Origin of the sequence: Streptomyces sp. NBC_01237, assembly GCF_035917275.1 — a bacterium.
Classification (GTDB): Bacteria; Actinomycetota; Actinomycetes; order Streptomycetales; family Streptomycetaceae; genus Streptomyces.
Genome location: NZ_CP108509.1, coordinates 1,524,273 through 1,543,694 on the forward strand (window position 1 = coordinate 1,524,273; position 19,422 = coordinate 1,543,694).

A 19,422-nucleotide genomic window follows, 5' to 3' on the forward strand; every position below is an offset into this window, starting at 1 on the left:
GAGATCGAGGGGGTCCCCCATGGCCGACATCACCAAGCGCTTCGGCTGGCGCCATCTGCGCTCCGCGCCCACCGCACACATCCGCCACCACAAGCGCGGCAAGCTCGCCCACGACGGCCCCGGGCTCAGCTTCTGGTACCGGTCACTGACTGCCGCACTGTCCGAAGTGCCGGTGGACGACCGCGAGCTGGCCATGGCGTTCCACGCCCGTACGGCCGACTTCCAGGACGTGACCGTGCAGGCCACCGTGACGTACCGGATCAGCGACCCGGCGGCGGCCGCGGCCCGCCTCGACTTCTCCGTGGACCCGGACACCGGTGACTGGCGCAGCGCGCCGCTGGAACAGATCGCCACCCTGCTCACCGAGACCGCACAGCAGCACGCCCTGGACGTCCTGGCCCGCACCCCGCTCGCCGCCGCACTGGTGGACGGGGTCGCCTCGGTACGCGAACGGGTGGCCACGGGCCTCGCGGCCGAACCCCGGCTGCCCGCCACCGGCATCGACGTGGTGGCCGTGCGCGTCGTGGCGATCCGCCCCGAGGCCGAGGTCGAGCGCGCCCTGCGCACCCCGGCCCGCGAGCAGATCCAGCAGGAGGCCGACCGGGCCACCTACGAACGCCGGGCCGTCGCGGTCGAGCGGGAGCGCGCCATCGCCGAGAACGAACTGGGCAGCCAGATCGAACTGGCCCGCAGGGAAGAGCAGCTGGTGGAGCAGCGCGGCACCAACGCCCGGCGCGCGGCCGAGGAGAAGGCGGCGGCCGACTCGGTACGCACCGAGGCCGAGGCGACCCGCACGGTGCGGCTCGCACGCGCGGAAGCGGCCGCGGCCCGCGACACCGGAGCGGCACGCGCCGAGGCCCAGGCGGCCTGGCTGCGGGTGCACGCCGAGGTGGACCCGACGACGCTGCACGCCCTGGCGGTGACGCGGCTGGCCGAGAACCTGCCGCGCATCGACAGCCTCACCCTGTCCCCCGACGTCCTCACCGGGCTGCTCGCCAAGCTCGGCCGGCCGGACCCGGAGACGGAGGCATGAGCCTCGCCCCGCGTGCGGTGCTCGTGCACCGGACCACCGAGTACGAGGAACTGCTCGCCCGGCACGGGACGCACGGCCAGGCCGCGTTCTTCCTGTCCAGCCGCGGCCGGTCGATCGACGAGGTGGCCCGGCGCCACGACCGTACGCGGCGGGCACTGACCGAGGTGGCGGCCGCCGTGCCGTTGCAGTGGCGCGGCTCCCGGGTGGAGCGCGCGGACCTGGACCGCTTCCTCTTCGCCCCCGAGGACGTGGTGGTCGTGGTCGGGCAGGACGGGCTGGTCGCCAATGCCGCGAAGTACCTCTCGGGCCAGCCGGTGGTGGGGATCGACACCGATCCCGGGCGCAACCCCGGTGTCCTGGTCCGCCACCGCCCCGCCGACGCGGCCGCCCTGCTCCGGACGGCCGTCGCGCCCGGCGGTGCGGTGGAGGAGCTCACCATGGTCGAGGCCGTCGCCGACGACACCCAACGGCTGCTCGCGCTGAACGAGATCTATCTCGGGCCGCCCGGCCACCAGACCGCGCGCTACCGTCTGGGCCCCGACGATGCGGCGACGGCCGCGGAGGCGCAGGCGTCGTCGGGCGTCCTGGTCGGTACGGGCACCGGCGCCACCGGCTGGCTCCGCTCCCTGTGGCTGGAGCGCGGCGGCGTGCCCGAGCTGCCCGCACCGTCCGATCCGCGGCTGCTCTGGTTCGTCCGCGAGGCATGGCCCTCTCCCGCGACCGGCACTTCGCGCGTCGCGGGTGCGCTGGGCCCCGGGCACGGGCTCCGGCTCACCGTCGAGTCGGACCGGATCGTGGTGTTCGGGGACGGCATGGAGTCCGATGCCCTGGAACTGACCTGGGGCCAGACCGTACGGCTCGGCATCGCCGCGACCTCGCTGCGGCTCATCACCTGAACCCGGGCAGCACCGAAGTCCCTCCGGCCCCGCGCGGAGGCGCCGGAGCGGATCCGCCCGGGTGGCCGCCCAGCATCCCGGCAATGTGAGGATGGCCACGAGGAACAACGGTTCCCGTACGGCGCACAAGGAGCAGAGCACCATGACCGGCGAGTCCACCACCGGCCCGAACCGCAATACCCGCCCACCGGTGGCGCAGGCCGCACTCGGGGTGGGGGTCATCGTCCAGGACGGACATGGACGCGTCCTGCTCGGCCGGCATCACGGCGGCACCTGGGAGCTGCCGGGCGGCAAGATCGACCCGACCCATGAGTCCGTCGCCGCGGCGGCCGTACGCGAGCTGCGCGAGGAGACCGGCCTGGAGGTCGAGGAGGCCGCCGTGAACGTCTTCGCGATGCTGCACGACGTGGTCGCCAGCATCAACCGCGTCAGCATGGCGGCATCGGTGACGCTCGGGGCCGGCGTGCCGCAGGTCACGGAGCCCCATCTGATCAGCACCTGGCAGTGGATCTCCCCCGAAGCACTGCCCGGCCCGCTCTTCGACCCGTCGGCGCAGGTCCTGGCGGCCTGGCGGCCGGACCTCGCCCTCGCGCATCCGCCGGCCCACCTGCTGCGCATCGCCCCCTCGGACAGCCCCTACAACTCTTAATCATTTGCCTAGGAGTCATAGGCGCCCCTAGCGTCGTCGGCATGAGAGCCGTCAGCGAGCAGGACATCCGCGCATCGTTCGTCAACTGTTCCAAGGGCGAGGCGAAGCGTCTCCCGATGCCGCGTGATCTCGACGAGCGCCGGTGGGACGATCTGGACTTCCTGGGCTGGCGCGATCTCTCCGCACCCGACCGCAGCTATCTCGTCACCGAACTCCGGGGCACGCTCGTCGGCATCACCCTGCGCTTTCCGTCCCATCAGCGCGGCTTCCTCCACCGCAGCATGTGCTCGGTCTGCCTGACCACCCATCCCGGCAGTGGCGTCTCCCTGATGACCGCCCGCAAGCGGGGACAGGCGGGCCGGGACGGGAATTCCGTCGGGATCTACCTCTGCACCGACCTGAACTGCTCCCTGTACGTACGGGGCAAGAAGGATCCGGCCCCCGGGGCCCGTTTCGAGGAGTCCCTGTCCCTGGAGGAGCAGATCGAACGCACCCGGAACAAGCTGTTCGCCTTCCTGGACACGCTCTCCGGCTGAACCGGCGGCCGCCGTAACCCTTCCGGACGCCTACGGATGCGGAACCAAGAGGTCAGATATACGAATAAGTCACCATTCGCGTGATTGGAGTAGGCGCTCATGGATGACTACCCGCTGCTGAACCTCTTTCTGACCATGCTCTACCTGTTCCTCTGGGTCCTGTGGTTCTTCCTCCTGTTCAAGGTGGTGACGGACCTCTTCCGGGACCATTCGCTCAACGGCTGGGCCAAGGCGGGCTGGCTGGTCCTCGTCATCCTCCTGCCCTATATCGGCGTGCTGGTCTACCTCATCGTCCGGGGCCGCAGCATGGCCCAACGGGATGCCAAACAGGCCAAGGACTCGGAGGCGGCGTTCCGCCAGTACGTGAAGCAGGCCGCGGGCACGGAGGGCGGGTCCGGCACCGGCAGCCATGTGAGCGACCTCGCCAAGCTCGCCGAGCTCAAGGACAAGGGCGACATCAATCAGGAGGAGTACGAGAAGGCCAAGGCCAAGCTTCTCGTCTGAGGCACGGGACGGACGACGCGCCCGACATGGCGTCGGGCGTCCCGCCGAGGACTCCCCCGCACAGTCCGTCACACACGCAGCGGCCGTACCGGATCCCTCCGGTACGGCCGCTGCGTGTGTGACGGACCAAAGCCAGGCCACCACCCTCCGCTGTTCTCCGGCCGGCCCCTACCCGTGGCCCGGTCGGCTTCAGGCTGGGGCACTCGTCCCCGCCGCACCCGGCGCGACCGACGGAGCAGCCGCGGACCGCGGTGGTCACCGCCCCACGCGTGCGGCACACGACGTGGCGCCGCCCCTTCGGGACGGCGCCACGACACGGAAGAACTCGCCGGATACAGAGGTGGTCAGGGGACCTTCACCCAGTCGAGGGTGCGTTCCACAGCCCTCTTCCAGCCCGCGTAGCCTTCCGCGCGCTGCTCCTCGGACCACTGGGGCGACCAACGCTTCGACTCGTGCCACTGGGTGCGCAGTTCGTCGGTGTTCTGCCAGAAGCCGATGGCCAGCCCCGCCGCGTAGGCCGCGCCGAGAGCAGTCGTCTCCGCGACGACGGGACGGCTGACCTGGACACCGAGGACATCGGACTGGATCTGCATGCAGAGATCGTTGGCGGTGACACCGCCGTCGACCTTGAGCACGTCGAGATGGACCCCGGAGTCCTGCTCCATGGCTTCGACCACATCACGGCTCTGGTAGCAGATGGCCTCCAGAGTCGCCCGTGCCAGGTGGGCGTTGTCGTTGTACCTGGCCAGGCCGACGATCGCCCCGCGGGCGTCGGAACGCCAGTACGGCGCGAAGAGGCCGGAGAACGCGGGAACGAAGTACATGCCCCCGTTGTCCTCGACGCTCCGGGCCAGCTCCTCGCTCTCCGCGGCCGACTTGATGATCTTCAGCTGGTCGCGCAGCCACTGCACCGCGGATCCGGTGACAGCGATGGAACCCTCCAGCGCGTAGACCGCGGGGCTGTCACCGAACTGGTAGGCCACCGTGGTGAGGAGTCCGTGCTGCGAGCGGACCAGCTCGGTGCCGGTGTTGAGCAGCAGGAAGTTGCCGGTCCCGTAGGTGTTCTTGGCCTCACCGGGGGCGAAGCAGACTTGACCGACCGTGGCTGCCTGCTGGTCGCCGAGGACACCGCCGATGGGAATGGCGGCACGCAGCGGTCGGGAGGTGCGGGTGGAACCGTAGGCTTCCGGGTGCGACGAGGGGTTGATCGTGGGAAGCATCGCCCGGGGGATGCCGAAGAAGCCCATGAGTTCCTCGTCCCAGTCGAGGGTCTCCAGGTTCATCAGCATGGTGCGGCTCGCGTTGGTCACGTCGGTGGCGTGGATGCCGCCGTCGGGGCCGCCGGTCAGGTTCCACAGGACCCAGGCGTCCGTGTTGCCGAAGATGGCGTGACCGGCCTCCGCCGCTTCCCGTACGCCGTCGACGTTCTCCAGGATCCACTGGATCTTGCCGCCGGAGAAGTAGGTCGCCGGCGGCAGCCCTGCCTTGCGCCGGATGACCTCGCCCTGCCCCGAGCGTTCGAGGTTCGCCGCGATGGTGTCGGTGCGGGTGTCCTGCCACACGATGGCGTTGTAGTAGGGCCGCCCGTTGCGCCGGTCCCAGACCACCGTCGTCTCACGCTGGTTGGTGATCCCGATGGCCACCAGGTCGCTCGGCGACAGACCCCCGTACCGCAGGGCGTTCTGCATGACCGAGTTGGTGCGTTCCCAGATCTCCACGGGGTCGTGCTCCACCCAGCCGGAGCGGGGCAGGATCTGGGCGTGCTCCAGCTGGTGCTTGGCGACCTCGTTGCCACCGTGATCGAAGATCATGAATCGGGTACTGGTGGTGCCCTGGTCCACCGCACCAATGAAGTCCGCCATGATGTGCCACCTCTCCGGCCGGTGTGGTCAGACCTTGGATGCCGGGGCGCGTCCCGGCGGTTCGGGTACCGCGGACGGCAGGAACCGCCCGACGAAGCCCTTGTAGAGACCCGCGCCGAGCAGACCGCCGACCAGCGGGCCCACGATGGGCACCCAGAAGTAGAAGTTCCCGTACTGATCGCGCCACGCACCGCCGTAACCGGTGATGAAGCTCGCCAGCCGGGGGCCGAAGTCACGGGCCGGGTTGATCGCGTAGCCCGCGTTGGTTCCCCAGGCCATGCCGATCGCGACCACGACCAGGCCGGTGATGAAGGGGCCCATGTTCGAGCCGGGCGGGGTGTTCAACAGGTCCGTGATGGCCATGATCAGCAGCAGCAGAATGGCGGTGCCGATGACCTGGTCACGGAACGCGCCCCATTCGTGGACCGGCAGAGCCGGGTTGCCGTTGGCCGGCAGTGTGGAGAACACCGTCTGTGTCTTGATGGTGTGTCCGGGGTCGGCCTTCGCCAGCGCCTCGCTGTAGTTCCAGCGGACGAGGAGTGCGGCCACGAAAGCACCGGCCGTCTGCGCCAGGGCGTAGGGAGCCACCTTGCTCCACGGGAACCCCCTGAACGCGGCCAGCGAGAGGGTCACCGCGGGATTGAGATGGGCCCCGCTCAGCCGCGCCGCCACATAGACGCCCAGCGTGACACCCAGCCCCCACGCCCAGGCGATGCTGTCGTGGTCCCCGAGCCCGCCCGGCGGATCGGTCAGGGCGCCGCCCGCGGCCACCTGGGCCACGACGCCGCACCCGAAGAGGATGAGGATCATCGTGCCCGCGAATTCGGCGGACATCTCGCCGACCAGTCCGGTCTTTCTGCGTTGCTCAGCCATGGAAGCTCGCCCTCTGCCGACGGAGCCGGCTATCACCTATCCGAGCAGTGTCAGCAGGCTAAAACGCCCATCAAAAAAGGGCATATCGGGATGATCCGAATGCCAGGGTCGGGCTTGCGGGTCGAGCGTGACGCCCCACCCCCAACGGCCGGGGGCACGGGGCGCCGGACGGCCGGCGGACCGCCCGGACGCGGTGCATCGGCCCCGGAGCGGACCGTGAGGACGCTGGCCCGGTCGGGTGAGAACGCCGGACCGCCCTGAGCGCCGCGGCACGGCGGCCCGGCCGCGAGGGGCCGACAGCACGACGGCCGCGGGTTCCGATGCGAGGCGGGACGAGTCTCGAAAGTGCCTGTGCCGCCGGTCGACGGGCGGCACAGGCACCCACCCGATCCCCGGCCGGCCACGGGGACCGGTCTGGTCACAACGGGCAAGCGCACAGGGCCCATTGGGGCGGCGCGGGCGCAGTTCCGAACGCTCCCCCCGGGCCGATAGGCTCGCCGACCGTCGTACCCGTGAGTCACCCGAGAGCCCGCCTGGAGGACCTTGATGTCCGTGGCCGAACTGTTGGAAACGGCGATCGCCGACATACGGCGGCAGGGCTACGATCCGGCGGCGCTGGCGGACGAGAGCTGTGTCCGGGCGTTCGCCGACGTCCTGGAGCCCGGATCCCACACCTGGGACCTGGTCGCCGAAGCGGTCGCCGCCACTCCGCCCGACGTCGGGCTGGCGGACCGGATCCTGCGGACGAGGCTGACGTTCGAGAACAACCGTAATCCGCACATCGCCTCCTTCGAGCAGGACGTACGGATCGCCAGGGACTCCTGGGCGCAGGGACACCGGATCGGCAGCGACGCGTTTCTGCTGGCGGTGGGGCCGGTGCGGCCCGCCCTGTTCCGGGCCCAGACGGCTGCCGTCGAGGCTGTGGAGGCCGCGCTGTCCGACGCCTGCGAGCTGGCGGACCTGCCCCGCCGGGCCGATGAGCTACGGGGCCGCGCCGGACGGGCCCGTACCCGCTGGGGCAGCGGGCGGCTGGAGCGGCGGACAGCGGAACTCGACAGCCGGGCCGCCGCGCTGACGGCGGGCCGTGCGGAGCGGGCCGAGCGGACCCAGCAGCGGGTCGCCCGGTTCGTCGCGGATATGGCCGCGACCGTGGCGCTGTTCAACGGCACATTCGGGATCGACGGCCGACGGCCCTGAGCTTGTCCCCAGCGTCATCGGCGTGCCCCCGCATCACGGATGCTCCGGCTCACCCGCCGGGCTGCCGGAAGCCGGCTCACGGGCCGTGCGGTCCCGCTGCCTCAGCGTTCCCGTACGCGGAGATCGGTTTCGCCGATCGCCGCAGATGGGCGACGACGAGGGCGAGGTCCGAAGCTTCGATACGAGGAGGGCGAGAACAACTGGTCCCCGGAAACGATCAAGGGCCGGTTTCGGATTTCTCCGAAACCGGCCCTGATCTGCGACTGTCTCCAGTCGGGACGACAGGATTTGAACCTGCGACCCCTTGACCCCCAGTCAAGTGCGCTACCAAGCTGCGCCACGTCCCGATGCGTTTCCTCCCGGTTGCCCCGGGTGGCCGCGCAAGAGAAACATTACCTCACTCCGAGGAGCGGATCGACGCCCGTGCCCGTTGGGCGCGGGCGGCGAGCCCTTCCGCTCCGCAGGCCATGGCCTGCTTCTGCGCACGCGACAGCTCCCGGTGCGAACTGATCGCGATTCCGTACTCCACCCGGGCCAGTGCGTGCTCGTAGGCGGACGAGGTCTTCTCCAGATGGCGGACCGACTCGGCCAGCAGGTGCGTGGCCTCTTCCGGGGGCGCGAAGAGGGAGACGCAGCGCAGGGCTTCGCCGATCGCGGTGTCCGTGCCGAAGCGCTCGGCGTGCACCCTGGCGCGGGTCGCGAGCTGGGCCGCGCGCACGGGGTCGTCGTCGGCCAGGGCACGGGCGAGGTCGCCCGCCCAGGGCGCCCAGACTCCGTTGAAGCGTTCGCGCGGCTCCAGGGCCGCGCCCGCCGCCTCCAGTTCGGCGACGGCTTCCTTCGTACGGCCTTCGGCCAGCAGCAGGCGGCCCCGGACGCAGGGTGCGTCGGGCAGCACCATGGCACTGGGATACGGCGCACCGAAGCTGTAGCGGTCGGCGATCTCGCGGGCCTCTACCGTACGGCCGCGGGCGATCAGTGTGTCGATGAGCAGACAGGTGGCATCCCAGTGGACGGGGAGCCCGCTGCCGACCCGATCGGCCAGGCGCAGCCCCTCGCGCAGGAAGCCCTCCGCCTCGGCGAGGCGGCCGCGCCTGCGGTGCACCAGGCCGAGCAGGGTGTGGGCGAAGGCGAGGTGCGCCCCGCTCCAGCCGGAGATCTCGAAGGCGCGCACCGCCTCGCCGAACAGGCTCTCGGCGCGGTCCAGCTGATCGGTGAAGGCGTAGGCGATGCCGACCATCGTGGGGAGTTCGAAGCCCCATTCGGAGTCGGTCCAGCCGAGCCCGCGCGCCGGACTGCCGTCGATCAGCGCGCGTTCGCAGAGGTCGACGACGAGTTGGGCGTTCTCGCCCCGCAGCATGGCGTCGAAGGCCCGCAGGGTGAGCAGTGCCCGCTCCGCGTTGTCGCGGCCCTTCAGGTGGTCGGCGTTGCGGGCGAGCCTTCGCGAGCGGGTCGGGCCGTCGGTCTCGGTGGCCTGCATGCCCTCCCAGAGGAAGTGGGCCGCCTGCAGCCGCATCAGCCCGGGTCCCGGAGCCGTACGTGCCGCCTCGGCGGCCAGCGCGAGTGCCGCGTCCCGCAGTTGGTTGTTGTGGGCGAGGGCCGCGGCGAGCCGGAAGGTGGCGTCGACCCGCAGACCGTCGTCGAGTCCCGGCATGTCGAGGGCGGCGCGCAGGTGCCGCACCGTGGTGGGCGGTGAACTGAGCAGCGTCGCGCAGCCCAGTTCGTACAGCAGCGCGGCCCGTGCCTGCGGACGGGGCGGCTCCTCCAGGGCCCGTTCCAGACAGCGTCTGGCGGCCTCCGGCGCACCGACCGCGAGGTGCTGGCTGGCGGCTTCGCGGAGCTGGGCGACCAGTTCCTGGTCGTCGTCCGGGTGGACCTCCAGCAGATGGCGGGAGGCCGCGGCGGCGCCGAACCCGGCGCGGGTGATGGCCCAGGCGGCCCGCCCGTGCATCGCCGTGCGGGTGGCCGGCGGGATCGAGCGGTAGACGGCGGTGGCGATCAGCGGGTGGACGAACTCCAGCGGATCGAAGCCGCTGACGATACGGGCGTCGCGCAGCCGAGCCGTGCAGTCGGCGGCCTCCGCCGGGCTCATTCCGGCGAGGGTGGCCGCGAGCTCCTGGGAGATGTCGGTGCCCAGGACGGCGGCGGCCCAGGCGAAGCGGTTGGCGTTGGTGCCCAGTCGTTCGAGGCGGGCGACGAGTCCGCTGCCGCGGGCGGACGCGCCCAGCTCACGCAGCGTGCCGGCCGATTCCTCGACCGGCGGGAGCTCGCGGTCCTGGACCTTGGCGACCAGCTCGACGGCCTCGTACGGGTTGCCGCCGGTGACGGCCCACACCTCGCGGCAGAACGGGTCGTCGGCGTGTTCGCCGAGGGCCGCGCGGACCAGTTCGGCGGTGGCGTCCGGGGTGAGGGCGCGCAGCGCGACCCGCACCAGCGCGGTGTGGCCGTCCGGATGGCGCTCCGCGTCGCGGTCGGCGGCGTAGTTCGCGTTGCGCTCGGCCAGTTCCTGCGGGCGGTGCGCCTGGACGACCAGGACCGGGAGTTCGCCGAGGCGGGCGGTGAACGAGGCCAGCCAGGCCAGGGATTCGCCGTCGGCCCAGTGGGCGTCGTCGACCACGAGCAGCAGGGGCCGGTGGCTCAGGCGCGAGGCGAGCCTGGCGACGACGAAGTCGAGGCCGTCGCGGACACCCTGCGGGTCGGGCTGCGAGCCGCTCGGTTCGGCGAGACCGAGTGCGGGCGCCGTGATCTCGTACCAGTCGCCGAACAGCGCCCGCGTCTCGTCGGCCGGGAACTGGTCGAACGCGGGCTGCAACAGCTGTCGCACGACGTGGAACGGCACCGAGGTCACGGTCTCACCGCCGCGTGCCGACCAGACGGTGCAACGGTCGGCGGCGAGCGCCTGGATCTCGGCGAGCAGCGCCGTCTTGCCGATGCCCGCCTCACCGCTGAAGACCAGCAGCCCGCCGACAGCCTGGGCGCCGCACAGGGCGTCCACGGCTTCTGCGGCAGCGGCGAGTTCCGGTTCACGCTCGTACAACGGCCGGGACGGCTTCATGCCCGCCCTTCCCCAAAGTGGCACTGACGACTGTCGAGCCTAGTCGTGCGCGGGTGCCCACGGACAGGGTTCACGCCATTCCCCGCAGGTGCGGGGCACAATCGGAGAGTGGACGAGACTCGCAGGGACCGCGACACCGAGGGACGGGCGCACAACGCGCGCCCTCGTGATGGACTGGGCCGCCCCCTGCCCTACGGGACTCCGGGGGTCGAGCGGCAGCCGGAGGGCGTGGTGCGCGCCCCGGCGGAGACCGTGCGGGAGGCGCAGCGCCTGCTGGACGCGGGGATGCCCTTCCACGCGCACGAGGTGTTCGAGGACGCCTGGAAGTCGGGCCCCGAGGCGGAGCGGGAACTGTGGCGCGGGCTGGCGCAGTTGGCGGTCGGGCTGACGCACGCGGCCCGTGGGAACATCACCGGCGGGGCGCGGCTGCTGCGCCGGGGCGCGGCGGCGATCGGCGACTTCCGTGGCACCGATCCGCACGGCATCGGGGTCGGCGGGCTCATCGGCTGGGCCGAGGAGCTGGCCGGCCGGGTGGAGGCGGGCGCGGGAGCGACGGCAAAGGCCGGAAATGTCGACGCGGCGGTTGAGGCGCCTCGACTTCGGGCATAGGGCGGCCGGGCAGCGGGCAGCAGGCAGGCAGGCGAACGGTCGGGCGTTCAGGTGTGCGATAGGTTTTGCCTCTTCTTGACCGCGTGTCGATCACGTGCGTCGTGATCCCCCTTCCCGAATGCCTGCCTGCCCTGGAGACGGATTCTCGATGAGCGACATCATCAACGGCCTCGGCCGCGCCACCGCCTACGGGGCCCTGGGCGTCGTACTGCTCGTGCTCGGCATATTCCTGATCGACGCCCTGACCCCGGGCAAGCTGGGCCGGCAGATCTGGGAGGAGCGCAACCGCAACGCGACCGTGCTGCTCAGTTCGGCGCTGCTGGGCATCGGCGGCATCGTGTTCACCTCCATCTGGACGACGTACGAGGACTTCGGCAAGGGACTGGTCTCGACCGCCGCGTTCGGGGTGCTCGGCCTGGTGATGATGGCCGTGGCCTTCCTGGTGGTCGACCTGGTCACCCCGGGGAAGCTGGGGGCCACGCTCGTCGAGCGCGAGCCGCACCCGGCGGTCTGGGTGACGGCGTCCTGCAACCTCGCGGTGTCGGCCGTCGTGTCGGCGTCCATCGCCTGATCGTTTCGCCGGGAACGGGTGATCCTCGGGGTCCGGGGACCCTCGTGCCGCGCACCCATTACCATCCGGCTCCATGAGCAATTCTGACCATGACCAGGAACAGGACCAAGGCGTGGACGCCCCGATAGCCGCAGCCGCCGACGAGAAGAGACTGACGCCACGTCAGGCACGACGGTTGCGGATCGTCCTCTCCTCGGTGGGGATGGCGGCGATGGCCGTCGTTCTGGCCCTGCGCATCGCCAGCCGGTCGTCCGTGCTGGTCGTCGGCGTGTACGGGCTCGCGCTCATCCTGTGCGGCCTCGTGATCGAGCTGAGCAGGAACGGGCGTACCCGGCTGGGCAGTTGGCTGCTGGGCCTGGGTCTGGTGGCAGCCGTCGGTGCCGACTGGCTGCTGATCCCATGACGATCGGCTGAGGTCCGGCCCCTCCGGGGCGGCTGCCTCGCGCGAAGGAGCCCGATGGCTCTCAGACGGCGGTGATCCGCACGGTGGAACCCCGCGGATCGACCCGCCCGAGCCACCCGGCGCCCAGATGGAACGCCCGGCCCGGCACCGCGGGCAACAGCAGCCGCTGCCGGTCGAGTTCACGCCCGTCCTGACTGACGACCAGGACGGGGCGCTCCAGCCGCCGCGCGGTGCGCAGCACGAACCGGCCGCGCAGCGGGCGGGCCCCGGCCGGACCGGTGCGGTTCGGCGCGATCCACAGCAGCGGGGCGTCGACCGCCAGCGCTACCGGTCGCGGTGCGGGCGGCGGGCCGCCGGCGAGATGGCGCAGTACGGGGGCGGCCGCGGCCCGGCCCTCGGCCGACGCGACCCGGGCCTTTTCGACGGCGTGCAGCAGGTTCCCCACGGCGAAGACTCCCGGCAGCGAGGTGCGGTACTCGGCGTCGTACGCCGGGCCGCGGGTGCCGCGGTCGAGGGTGAGACCGGCGCGCCGGGCCAGTTCGTGGTCGGGGACGAAGTCGCCGGTGAAGACCACTGTGTCGCAGCGCAGGGTGGTGGTGCGGCCGTCCTCGTGGCGCAGGGTGACGCCGGTCAGCGCGGTGCGGCCCGTGAGCCCGGTGACGGTGGCGCGGGTGAGGAGCGGGAAGCGGCCTCGGGGCCGCAGGAGCGCGGCGGCCGGGGAGGGCGGCTGGTCGGTGACCATGGCGACGACCTCGGCCCCGGCCGTGCGCAGGGTGTCGGCGGCGGCGTGGCCGACGGCTTCGTTGCCGATGACCACCGCCCGGGTGCCGACCGGCTGGCGGTAGAGATGGACGGCCTGCTGGAGTTCGCCGGTGGTGTAGACACCCGACGGCCTGCCGCCGGGGACGAGGCGGGCGCTGCGCGGGCGTTCGCGGGCGCCGGTGGCGAGGACGACGGCGCGGGCGGTGATCCGTTCCAGTCCGGCGGGTCCGGTGATCTCCAGGGTGTGCGCCCCGTCGGCGGGAGCGTTCTCCGCCCAGCCGGTGACGGTGACTCCGGTACGGAGGGTGGCCCCCGCGCGCACGGCTGCCGCCACGCACCGCCGGGCGTACTCGTCCCCCGTCTCCCCACCTCGTGGCCGGCGCCCGAACCCTCCGTGGCGGCAGTGGCGCGGGACGCCGCCCGCGTCGAGTTCGCGTTCCAGGATCTCCACCCGGCCGGCGCCCGATGCCGCGAGTTCGGCCCCGGCGCCGAGACCTGCCGGGCCCGCGCCGACGATCAGGACGTCCACGGTGCGTTCGTCGCGGGTCATGGCCGGGCCTCCTCGAACAGGGCGCGGACCGCGGGACCGCAGGAGAAGCCCTGGCAGCGGCCGCCCCGGGCGCGGGTGCGGCGGCGCAGCCCGTCCAGGGAGCGGGCCGGGACGGTGGCGTTCAGCGCGTCGCGGATCTCGCCCAGGGTGACGCGTTCGCAGTGGCAGACGATGGTCCCGTACGCCGGGTCCCGGTCGATCAGGTCGGCTCGCAGATAGGGCCGGGGGGACGCTTCGCCGAGGTTGGGCATGGTGATCCCGGGGAGTTCCCGCGCCGTGCCGAGCTCCAGACCTGTCCTGGTGAGGAGCCCGGTGACATGGGCGCCGATGGCCAGGGAGGCGGTGAGCCCGGTGGACCGGATGCCGCCGACGGTGACGTACCGCTGGTCCGGGTGGTCCTGGATCCGGTAGTCCTCCTGTCCGGTGGCGGCCCGCAGTCCGGCGTAGACGGCCGTGACCTCCTCGTCGAGCAGTTCGGGCAGGATGCGCCGGCCCTTCTCCCGGAGGAAGTGGAGGCCGTCCGCGGTGGAGGCGGTGTCGGACTTGTCGCCGAGGTCCTCGGAGGTGGGGCCGAGCAGCACATTGCCGAACACCGTGGGTGCCACCAGAACTCCCTTGCCCGCGGAGGTGGGCACGGGCAGCAGGATGTGGCGCACGAGGTCGCGGGCGAGCTTGTCGAAGACCATGAGCTGGCCCCGGCGGGGCGTCACGGTGAAGGTGTCGTGGCCCAGGTGCCGGTCGATCTCGTCGGCGTACAGCCCTGCGGCGTTGACGAGGTAGCGGGTGCGCAGCGGGCCGCGCGAGGTGGTGAGGGTGTGCGTGTCGGGGCCGGTGTCGATGTGCAGCACCCGGCAGTCGAGGTGCAGGTGGACTCCGGCCAGGACGGCTTGGGTGGCGTACGCGAGAGGGGTCGTCCAGGGGCAGATGACGCTCTCGTCGGGGACTTCGAGGGCACCGAGCGCGCCCGGCCCCAGACGCGGTTCCCGGTCGTACAGTTCGTCGGCGTCCAGAAGGCGTGCCGCGTGATAGCCGTTGCGTTCGGCCTTGGCCAACAGGGCGGGCAGTACGGCGCGTTGTTCGTCGTCCCAGGCGACGAGCAGGGCACCCACACGTTCGACGGGGATGCCGGTGCCGGCGGCGTACTCGGCCAGGAGCCGCTGCCCCTCGCGTACGAGCCCGGCTTCGAGCGATCCGGGGACGGCGTCGAAACCGGTGTGCAGGATCGCCGTGTTGGCCTTGGAGGTGCCGTTGCCGATGTCGTCGGACGCCTCGACGAGCGCGGTGCGCAGCGGGTACTTGGCGAGTTCGCGGGCGATCGCCGTGCCGACGACTCCCCCGCCGATGACGGTGACGTCGTACGGGTCGCCGTCGGGCAGCTCTCCGGCACGGGTGACGGTGGGTGTCATGCGTGCTCCAGGAGGGTGTCCACCGCCGCGCGGAATCCGGCCAGCCGCTCGGCTGCCTCGTCCGCGCCGATCCGGGGTTCGTACACGGCGGTGGGCTCCCACGCGGGCAGCGCCTGCCGGACCGGCAGGCCCGGGTCGAGGCCGAGGCGGGCGACGGCGCCGACCCCGAGGGCGGTCACGTCGGGCAGCGCGGATACTTCGACGGGGCGTTGCAGCAGGTCCGCCTGGGTCTGCATGAGGAGTGCGGAGCGGGTCAGTCCGCCGTCGACGCGCAGCGCCGTCAGGGGTGTGCCGAGGTCGGACGCGGCGGCGTCGGCGAGCGCGACGACCTGTGCGGCGATGCCTTCGCACAGGGCCCGCACCAGATGGCCCGCCGTGGTGCCCAGACCGAGGCCGGTCACCGAGCCGCGCACGTCGCCGCGCCACCAGGGGGCGGCGAGCCCCGCGAGGGCGGGGACGAAGGTGACGCCCCCGGCGTCGGGGACGGCGGAGCCGACCGGGTCGAGGTCGGCCGCGCCGGAGATCACGCCGAGATCGGTGAGCCAGCGGACGGCGGAGGCCGCGGTGAAGACCTGGCCGTCGAGGCAGTAGCTCGTACGGCCGCCGAGCCGCCAGGCGACACAGCTGACCAGGCCGCTGGAGCCGCGTCGCGGTCGGTCGCCGGTCTGGGCGAGGAGGAACGCCCCGGTGCCGTAGGTGCATTTGGCCATGCCCGGGTCCAACGCGTTCTGGGCGAGCAGGGCGGCCTGCTGGTCGACGAGCAGGCCGGTGAGCGGCAGGTCGCCGCCGAACGCGGCGGTGGTGCCCACGGCGGTGTCGGCGTCGACGACGGCGGGCAGCCGCTCGCCTCCGAGTCCGTAGATCTCCAGGGCCCTGGGCGACCAGTCGACCCGGTCGAGGTCGAGCAGCTGGGTGCGCCCGGCGGTGGCCGCGTCGGTGACGAAAGCGCCGGTCAGCTGGTGGACGAGCCAGGCGTCGCTGGTGGTGACGACGCCTTCCCGCGTCAGGTTTCGCCGTATCCAGGCCATCTTGGGGGCGGCGAAGTACGGGTCGAGCGGCAGCCCGGTGAGCTGCTTCAACTCCTCTTCGTGGGAGGAGAGTCGGGCGCAGACGGTTTCGGACCGACGGTCCTGCCAGACGATCGCCTCGGTGAGCGGGCGGCCGGTGCGGGGGTCCCAGGCGAGAACCGTCTCGCCCTGGTTGGCCAGGCCGACGGCGGCGACCGGTTCGGCCGCTTCGCGCAGTGCCTGCCGCCCGGCGTCGAGGACCGAACCGAGCAGGTGGGCGGGGTCCGCCTCGACGGCGCCCCCGGCTCCGTACCGGGGCCGGACGGGAGCCGAACCGGAACCGATCACCCCGCGCTCGGGGCAGATCACCAGCGCTTTCGTCCCGGACGTCCCCTGGTCGACGGCGAGCACCGGGCCTGACATCGACACTCCAGCTGTACGGCGGTCCGAGGTGGAACGGAATGGTGATCATTGGTCTTTCACGCACAGAATCGTGCAGACCACGGCATTCGTCAACCCCGGTACGGACACCTTGCCGGAACCGGAATGTCCCGGCCAACGTCCGTGGAACTACTGCGACTTCAGTATGATCCGCAAAGTCGTCGGGAGATCGGCGCCCGGCGCTCTACACTCACCGCCGAGCAACAACCGGACTCACCGGAGCAGTTCGCCCTGCGCTGCTCCCTGCCCCCCACGCTGTTGAGGATTCATGACGACCAGACGCACAGCCGCGCCTCGGTGCCCGGCATCCCGCCTCGCCGCCTTGGACTCTCCGGGGGCGGGGCGATCCGATGGCCCCCAGTGACTTCCGGCCGGTCTACCACCCCGCGGGCCACGACAACGAGTTGCGCGGCGCCCTGCAGGATCTGCGGACCGGCCGCTGGGTCTCCATGCGGAATCTGCTGGAGAGCACGCCCGACTGGACCCTGTGGACCCAGCGCACCCAGGTCCTCGGAGCGGTGGCCGCGGGTTCCGACGCCGTGCAGGCATGGCTGGGCGAGGAACCGCAGAGCGTCGCCGCGACGGTGATGCACGCCCGGGTCGTCGTGGAGCGCGCGGTGCGGGCGCACCGGGAACGGCACGCGCGCGCCCAGCAGTTATGGCAGGAGGCGTGGGAGGGCTGCCGGTCGGCCGCGCACGCCTCGCCCGCCGACCCGGTGCCCTGGATCTGCCTGCTCGCCCTGTCCCAGCTGGATGAACAGCAGCGGCTGGAGGAGCACCGGATGCCGCCTCCGGGGCCGATGCTGTTCCCGGGGCCCTGGGGTCTGCTGGCGGAGGCGGACAGGCGTGATCCGTGCAACCGCGAGGCCTATCACCGGATGCTCCAGTTCGTGTACGCCAGACAGGGCGGCGGATCACTGTCCGAAGCGGTCAACTTCGTTCAGTGGGCGGCCTCCGGGGCACCGGACGGTTCGCCTCTCCATGTGCTTCCGCTGTACGTCCGGGTGGAGCGCTACCGCCGTGAGCACGGCGGCGAGAAGGCGCTGGACCTGCACTGGGTCACCGAGGACGGCGAGCGGGACGCCCAACGGGCGCTGCACCTGTGGTTCTTCCGCACCGATCCGGCCCGACAGTCCCTGCTCGACCTGAACCATCTGGCCCACGCCCTGTGGGGGGCTCTGCAATTCGCCGACGCGGCACCGGTGTTCAGAGCGCTGGGACCGTACTACACATCGGTCCCGTGGGCGTACCGTACCCGCACGCCCGGTGATCCGGCGGCGGCGGAGGACGTGTTCCTGCGGGCCCGCAGCCGGAGTCTGACCGCCGCGCCGGATCCCGGAACCGGCCGACGCGGCTGAGCGGGCGGTGCCCGTTCCGCTCCTGTCGGCCCTCCCGGTCTCCCGGTTTTCCCCTCCCGATTCCCCTTCCGCCAGTCTTCCGTCCCTCTTCGTCCCTCACTCCCCCGACTCCGCTTCCTTCCGTGATCCCGTCCCCACCCCCCGCCCGGAGGTTCTCCCCATGTCCATATCCACCCCCAGCCAGTCGAGCGCGGAGGCCAGTCCGCAGAAGGATGAAGAGCAACGCCTGCGCGAACTCGGCTATCAGCCCGTGCTCGCCCGCCGCATGGGCGGCTTCGGCAACTTCGCCATCAGCTTCTCCGTCATCTCGATCCTGTCCGGCTGCATGACGCTGTACGGCTTCGGCATGTCGACCGGCGGCCCGTCGGTCATGCTCTGGGGCTGGGCCGGTGTCGGCCTGTTCGTGCTCTGCGTCGGCATGGCGCTGGCCGAGGTCACCAGCGCGTACCCCACCTCCGGTGCGCTGTACTACATGGCCGACCGGCTCGGCGGGCGCAAGTGGGGCTGGTACACCGGCTGGCTGAACCTGCTCGGCCTGCTGGGCGCGATCGCCGGTATCGACTACGGGGCCGCGCTGTTCACCGGCGCACTGCTGAATCTGCAGTGGGGCTTCGACCCGACGCCCGGCCACACGATGCTGATCTTCCTCTGCATCCTGCTGCTGCACGCCGTGCTGAACCTGTTCGGTGTCCGTCTGGTCAGTGTGCTGAACTCGATCAGCGTGTGGTGGCACCTCGGCGGCGTCGCCGTGATCGTCTCCGTACTGGCGATCGTGCCCTCGAACCACCAGTCGCCGTCCTTCGTCTTCACCGAGTTCGTCAATGACACCGGGTGGGACAACCCGCTGTACGTCGCGGCGATCGGGCTCCTGCTGGCCCAGTACACCTTCTGCGGCTATGACGCCTCGGCCCACCTGTCCGAGGAGACCTCCAACGCCTCGGTGACCGCGGCCAAGGGCATCGTCCGCGCGATCTGGGTGTCGTGGGTGGCCGGATTCGTTCTGCTGGCGGGTCTCACCTTCGCGATCCAGGACTACGCGGGCACCCAGAACAGTGCCACCGGGGTGCCGCCCGCCCAGATCCTGATCGATGCGCTGGGCACCTCGGGCGCCACGGCCATGCTGCTGATCGTGATCGCGGCGCAGCTGTTCTGCGGCAACGCCGAGGTCGCCGCCGCCAGCCGGATGGTGTTCGCCTTCAGCCGGGACAACGCGCTGCCGGGCTCCGCGCTGTGGCGCAAGGTGAGCGCGCGTACCCAGACGCCGGTGCCCGCCGTCTGGCTGTCGGTCTGTGTCGCCGCGCTGCTGGCGGTGCCGTCGCTGTACTCCGCGACCGCGTACGGTGCGGTGACCGCGATCAACGTCATCGGCATCACACCCGCCTACGCGATCCCGATCTATCTGAAGCTGCGCGCCGGGGACCGGTTCGAGCGCGGCCCGTGGCACCTGGGGCGCTGGTCCAAGCCGATCGGCTGGATCGCCGTCGTCTGGGTCGCCATCGTGACGGTGCTGTTCCTGCTGCCGCAGTCCTCGCCGGTGACGATCGACTCCATGAACTACGCGTCGATCGCCCTGGTCGCGGTGCTGATACTCGCCACGGTCTGGTGGTTCGTCGCCCGCCGTTCGTACAGCACCCCGTCCAGCTACGGGAACGCCCGTGAGCAGGCGGAGATCGCCGAGGGCATCATCTGATCCGGTGCTGGGCGCGCTCCGGC

At 71.7% G+C, this 19,422-nt stretch carries 17 protein-coding genes and 1 tRNA gene; 11 read left to right on the forward strand and 7 right to left on the reverse strand.

Annotated features, from left to right (window positions below; genetic code table 11):
• Positions 1-19: 19 nt before the first annotated feature.
• From OG251_RS42870 to OG251_RS42890, 5 genes are all read left to right on the forward strand, one after another.
• On the forward strand, positions 20-1,033 hold the full coding sequence (locus tag OG251_RS42870) for an SPFH domain-containing protein (protein ID WP_326682684.1): 1,014 nt from the start codon (positions 20-22) through the stop codon (positions 1,031-1,033).
• Complete coding sequence (locus OG251_RS42875) at positions 1,030-1,929, forward strand: hypothetical protein (protein WP_326682685.1); 900 nt, start codon at positions 1,030-1,032, stop codon at positions 1,927-1,929. The genes OG251_RS42870 and OG251_RS42875 overlap by 4 nt, the downstream gene beginning before the upstream one ends.
• Before the next feature lie 142 nt (positions 1,930-2,071).
• The gene (locus tag OG251_RS42880; RefSeq protein ID WP_326682806.1) at positions 2,072-2,578 is read left to right on the forward strand and encodes a nucleotide triphosphate diphosphatase NUDT15; all 507 of its coding nucleotides are present in this window, start codon (positions 2,072-2,074) and stop codon (positions 2,576-2,578) included.
• A 41-nt stretch (positions 2,579-2,619) separates the two neighbouring features.
• Complete coding sequence (locus OG251_RS42885; RefSeq protein WP_326682686.1) at positions 2,620-3,114, forward strand: FBP domain-containing protein; 495 nt, start codon at positions 2,620-2,622, stop codon at positions 3,112-3,114.
• Between the two features lie 99 nt (positions 3,115-3,213).
• Positions 3,214-3,618 (forward strand): SHOCT domain-containing protein, encoded by a 405-nt coding sequence (locus tag OG251_RS42890; protein ID WP_326682687.1) that lies wholly within the window; start codon positions 3,214-3,216, stop codon positions 3,616-3,618.
• A 344-nt stretch (positions 3,619-3,962) separates the two neighbouring features.
• Here OG251_RS42890 and glpK read toward each other — a convergent pair whose 3' ends face one another.
• Entirely contained in the window at positions 3,963-5,480 is a 1,518-nt protein-coding gene (gene glpK, locus OG251_RS42895) for a glycerol kinase GlpK (protein ID WP_326682688.1), read from the reverse strand.
• 27 nt (positions 5,481-5,507) lie between these two features.
• Positions 5,508-6,353, reverse strand: a complete 846-nt coding sequence (locus OG251_RS42900) for an MIP/aquaporin family protein (RefSeq protein ID WP_326682689.1) — start codon at positions 6,351-6,353, stop codon at positions 5,508-5,510.
• A 552-nt stretch (positions 6,354-6,905) separates the two neighbouring features.
• On the opposite strand from OG251_RS42900, the gene OG251_RS42905 reads away from it, so the two are divergent.
• On the forward strand, positions 6,906-7,550 hold the full coding sequence (locus OG251_RS42905) for a hypothetical protein (protein WP_326682690.1): 645 nt from the start codon (positions 6,906-6,908) through the stop codon (positions 7,548-7,550).
• Positions 7,551-7,823: 273 nt separating this feature from the next.
• Here the strand turns inward: OG251_RS42905 and OG251_RS42910 are convergent.
• A tRNA-Pro gene (locus OG251_RS42910) sits at positions 7,824-7,897 on the reverse strand.
• Positions 7,898-7,947: 50 nt separating this feature from the next.
• The gene (locus OG251_RS42915) at positions 7,948-10,602 is read right to left on the reverse strand and encodes an ATP-binding protein (protein ID WP_326682691.1); all 2,655 of its coding nucleotides are present in this window, start codon (positions 10,600-10,602) and stop codon (positions 7,948-7,950) included.
• A gap of 108 nt (positions 10,603-10,710) precedes the next feature.
• Here OG251_RS42915 and OG251_RS42920 point away from each other — a divergent pair, with 108 nt between their 5' ends.
• The 3 genes from OG251_RS42920 to OG251_RS42930 all read left to right on the forward strand — a co-directional run bounded on the left by OG251_RS42920 (position 10,711) and on the right by OG251_RS42930 (position 12,185).
• Positions 10,711-11,211, forward strand: a complete 501-nt coding sequence (locus OG251_RS42920) for a DUF309 domain-containing protein (protein ID WP_326682692.1) — start codon at positions 10,711-10,713, stop codon at positions 11,209-11,211.
• A gap of 148 nt (positions 11,212-11,359) precedes the next feature.
• The gene (locus OG251_RS42925) at positions 11,360-11,782 is read left to right on the forward strand and encodes a DUF350 domain-containing protein (RefSeq protein ID WP_326682693.1); all 423 of its coding nucleotides are present in this window, start codon (positions 11,360-11,362) and stop codon (positions 11,780-11,782) included.
• A 73-nt stretch (positions 11,783-11,855) separates the two neighbouring features.
• The gene (locus OG251_RS42930) at positions 11,856-12,185 is read left to right on the forward strand and encodes a hypothetical protein (protein WP_073722219.1); all 330 of its coding nucleotides are present in this window, start codon (positions 11,856-11,858) and stop codon (positions 12,183-12,185) included.
• 61 nt (positions 12,186-12,246) lie between these two features.
• Here OG251_RS42930 and OG251_RS42935 read toward each other — a convergent pair whose 3' ends face one another.
• Genes OG251_RS42935 through OG251_RS42945 form a run of 3 tightly spaced genes read right to left on the reverse strand, consistent with a single transcriptional unit; the run spans position 12,247 to position 16,333 of the window.
• A complete protein-coding gene (locus OG251_RS42935; protein WP_326682694.1) occupies positions 12,247-13,497 on the reverse strand; it encodes an NAD(P)/FAD-dependent oxidoreductase in 1,251 nt (416 codons plus the stop codon).
• Positions 13,494-14,903 (reverse strand): FAD-dependent oxidoreductase, encoded by a 1,410-nt coding sequence (locus OG251_RS42940; protein ID WP_326682695.1) that lies wholly within the window; start codon positions 14,901-14,903, stop codon positions 13,494-13,496. The genes OG251_RS42935 and OG251_RS42940 overlap by 4 nt, the downstream gene beginning before the upstream one ends.
• Entirely contained in the window at positions 14,900-16,333 is a 1,434-nt protein-coding gene (locus OG251_RS42945) for an FGGY family carbohydrate kinase (protein ID WP_326682696.1), read from the reverse strand. Before OG251_RS42945 ends, OG251_RS42940 begins: the two co-directional genes overlap by 4 nt.
• A 368-nt stretch (positions 16,334-16,701) precedes the next feature.
• On the opposite strand from OG251_RS42945, the gene OG251_RS42950 reads away from it, so the two are divergent.
• Both OG251_RS42950 and OG251_RS42955 read left to right on the forward strand, forming a co-directional pair.
• Positions 16,702-17,709 carry a hypothetical protein gene (locus OG251_RS42950; protein ID WP_326682697.1) on the forward strand — a complete coding sequence of 336 codons (1,008 nt, stop codon included), beginning with the start codon at positions 16,702-16,704 and terminating at the stop codon, positions 17,707-17,709.
• 160 nt (positions 17,710-17,869) lie between these two features.
• On the forward strand, positions 17,870-19,399 hold the full coding sequence (locus OG251_RS42955) for an amino acid permease (protein ID WP_326682698.1): 1,530 nt from the start codon (positions 17,870-17,872) through the stop codon (positions 19,397-19,399).
• The last annotated feature ends 23 nt before the right edge of the window (positions 19,400-19,422 follow it).

Bases quoted from the DNA above. Each gene is read 5' to 3' on its own strand.
- OG251_RS42880 (WP_326682806.1), top strand. From the start codon at position 2,072: ATGACCGGCGAGTCCACCACCGGCCCGAACCGCAATACCCGCCCACCG.
- OG251_RS42940 (WP_326682695.1), bottom strand. From the start codon at position 14,903: ATGACACCCACCGTCACCCGTGCCGGAGAGCTGCCCGACGGCGACCCG.
- OG251_RS42955 (WP_326682698.1), top strand. From the start codon at position 17,870: ATGTCCATATCCACCCCCAGCCAGTCGAGCGCGGAGGCCAGTCCGCAG.
- OG251_RS42935 (WP_326682694.1), bottom strand. From the start codon at position 13,497: ATGACCCGCGACGAACGCACCGTGGACGTCCTGATCGTCGGCGCGGGC.
- OG251_RS42900 (WP_326682689.1), bottom strand. From the start codon at position 6,353: ATGGCTGAGCAACGCAGAAAGACCGGACTGGTCGGCGAGATGTCCGCC.
- glpK (WP_326682688.1), bottom strand. From the start codon at position 5,480: ATGGCGGACTTCATTGGTGCGGTGGACCAGGGCACCACCAGTACCCGA.
- OG251_RS42945 (WP_326682696.1), bottom strand. From the start codon at position 16,333: ATGTCAGGCCCGGTGCTCGCCGTCGACCAGGGGACGTCCGGGACGAAA.
- OG251_RS42925 (WP_326682693.1), top strand. From the start codon at position 11,360: ATGAGCGACATCATCAACGGCCTCGGCCGCGCCACCGCCTACGGGGCC.
- OG251_RS42870 (WP_326682684.1), top strand. From the start codon at position 20: ATGGCCGACATCACCAAGCGCTTCGGCTGGCGCCATCTGCGCTCCGCG.
- OG251_RS42875 (WP_326682685.1), top strand. From the start codon at position 1,030: ATGAGCCTCGCCCCGCGTGCGGTGCTCGTGCACCGGACCACCGAGTAC.
- OG251_RS42885 (WP_326682686.1), top strand. From the start codon at position 2,620: ATGAGAGCCGTCAGCGAGCAGGACATCCGCGCATCGTTCGTCAACTGT.
- OG251_RS42930 (WP_073722219.1), top strand. From the start codon at position 11,856: ATGAGCAATTCTGACCATGACCAGGAACAGGACCAAGGCGTGGACGCC.
- OG251_RS42950 (WP_326682697.1), top strand. From the start codon at position 16,702: ATGGCCCCCAGTGACTTCCGGCCGGTCTACCACCCCGCGGGCCACGAC.
- OG251_RS42915 (WP_326682691.1), bottom strand. From the start codon at position 10,602: ATGAAGCCGTCCCGGCCGTTGTACGAGCGTGAACCGGAACTCGCCGCT.
- OG251_RS42890 (WP_326682687.1), top strand. From the start codon at position 3,214: ATGGATGACTACCCGCTGCTGAACCTCTTTCTGACCATGCTCTACCTG.